Here is a 1,992-nt window from a genome sequence, read left to right as displayed (position 1 = left end):
CCTATAGCCGGGCGGTCACGTCGACGCTGGCGGAGCTAAGCGGAGAGGACGGTTTGGCATGAAGATCCGTTGGCGGCTGCGGATGGCCGCGGCGCAACGTGAGGCGTGGACCGGCACCGAGCTGCGGCGGTTGCTGGCCGAGAAAGCGGGGTTGGAGATGTCGGCGGCGTCGGTGTCGGCGTTGTTGACCAAGGAGCCCAGCCAGGTCAAGCTCACGACGCTGATCGCATTGTGCACCGCGCTGGACTGCACCCCCAACGACCTGTTCGAGGTCGACACCACACCGGTTGAGCGGCCCGCCACGCCGCCGCGGCCGGTGCCGGTCGAGACGAACAAGACCTTGAACACGCGGGGGCGGTCGATGCCACCGATGTAGCCGACGAGACCCGAAAGCGGTTGCACCCGATGGGGAAACGACAGCGCGACTGCGCGGCATGTGGGGCGCCGGTCGGCATCATCGGACGTGAGCTGTGTTGTCGCTGTGTCCGGCGGCGGCGTGAGCACGACGCCAAGCAGTCCTGCCCGGACTGCGGCCGCGATCGGGTGCTGGTGGCTGCGACCGGTCGATGCGTGCTGTGTTCTCGGCGGTGCGTCGAATGCGGCCATCCGGTCCGCCGGGCCGATGCCACGTCGTGCAAGACATGCCGTCGCCGAGCCGACCTGCTCGCCGGGCAGCAGCGCTGCCCACGGTGCGGCGAACCCGGCTATCTGCGTGCCGAGACCGGATGGTGCGGGTCGTGTTCACGGAAGGGGCCACCGAAGGATCCACCGAGAATCTGCCAGGTGTGCGGCGAGCTGCGCCACCACGAGGGCCGCGGCATGTGCTCGCGATGCTGGCAGCGACATCCGCAGCGGCCGTTCGTGCAGGGCGAGCACCTCGCCGCACGGCTCGAGGACCCACCGGTCTGGTTTGACGACTTCGTCGTCCATGTCGCCGAGGTGTTCTCGCCTGCGCGAGCGTGCAACGTGCTCACGGCTCTGGGCCGGCTGCTCATCGACGAACACCCCAACCATCCACAGGCCTTGCTCGACCGCGCCCGCAGACCCGGCCGCTCGTTGGGTCCACTAGCCAGGCTGTTGGAGGCGTTCTTCACCGAGCGGGGCCTGGCCATGGCCACCGATCATGTTGAGCAGCTCGCCGCGGGGCGGCGCAAGCGCCGCATCGACGCCGTCCCAGCGACGCTGCGGCCGGCGGTGGTTTCGTTCGCCGAATCACTGATGACCGCCCGAGCGCGGGCTCGCAGAGCTGGAACGTTGCCGCGTAGCGACCGAACGATCGACGTCGCGTTGGCGACCCTGCGTGATCTGGCGCTGTTTCTCAATGACGAACGAGGAAAACAGGATTGGTCCACGGCCGATGTCGGTGACATCGAGGAATTCCTCAACCTTCAGCCCGACAACCGACCGCGGCGACTGACGGTGCTGCGTCAGTTCTTCCGGTTCGCCCGCACCCGCCGTGTCGTGCTCATCGACCCGACTCGTGGCCTGGAGCGCAAGCAGCCCAAGGGATTTCGCGGCAGAACGCTCACCATAGATCAGCAGCGCCAACTGTTTCGCCGCTGGACCACCGATCCCACGGTCCATCCCCATGAAGCGCTCGTCGGGATCCTCGCGCTTCTGCATGGTGCGTCTAGCCAGGAACTGCAGCTGCTGCGTTGCGACACGATCGACCAGCGGGAATGCACCATCGGCCTCGACGGTCGTCCTCACCCGGTGCCATAGGACCCCGCCAGTTGGGCGGTCTTAACGCGCTGCCTGGCCCATCGCCAATCCCAGCACACGCGCAACCCGCACGTCATCGTCACCAAAGTCACCAAGACCGGACGCGAGCCCGCGTCTGCGGCCTATCTTTCCCACGTCCTCGACGCCTGCGGCCTTGCGCCGCGAACGGTTCGCAGCACCCGCCTGGTCGACCTCGTCAACACCATGGACCCCGAGCTGGTGGCCGTCGCGTTCGGCATGGAACCCGAGGCCGCAATGATCTACCTCGCC

The 1,992-nt window shown here is 67.5% G+C and carries 3 protein-coding genes; 2 read left to right on the top strand and 1 reads right to left on the bottom strand.

The annotated features are described in order from the left end of the window. Positions 1 to 58: 58 nt before the first annotated feature. The gene (locus ACRDU5_RS12035) at positions 59 to 376 is read left to right on the top strand and encodes a helix-turn-helix domain-containing protein (protein WP_526614762.1); all 318 of its coding nucleotides are present in this window, start codon (positions 59 to 61) and stop codon (positions 374 to 376) included. A gap of 29 nt (positions 377 to 405) precedes the next feature. After that, positions 406 to 1,722, top strand: coding sequence for an integrase (locus ACRDU5_RS12030; RefSeq protein WP_526614761.1), 1,317 nt, complete (start codon positions 406 to 408; stop codon positions 1,720 to 1,722). 21 nt (positions 1,723 to 1,743) lie between these two features. On the opposite strand, the gene ACRDU5_RS12025 is transcribed toward ACRDU5_RS12030, so the two are convergent. Beyond that, positions 1,744 to 1,992: hypothetical protein (locus tag ACRDU5_RS12025; RefSeq protein WP_526614760.1), on the bottom strand; the 249-nt coding region annotated here is incomplete at its 5' end.

The organism is Mycobacterium sp. (assembly GCF_050701515.1).
In the GTDB taxonomy this organism is placed as follows: domain Bacteria; phylum Actinomycetota; class Actinomycetes; order Mycobacteriales; family Mycobacteriaceae; genus Mycobacterium.
This window is presented reverse-complemented; position numbering and strand designations above follow the sequence as displayed.

Coding starts and splice junctions, on each gene's coding strand:
- ACRDU5_RS12035 (WP_526614762.1), top strand. CDS start 59: ATGAAGATCCGTTGGCGGCTGCGGATGGCCGCGGCGCAACGTGAGGCG.
- ACRDU5_RS12030 (WP_526614761.1), top strand. CDS start 406: ATGGGGAAACGACAGCGCGACTGCGCGGCATGTGGGGCGCCGGTCGGC.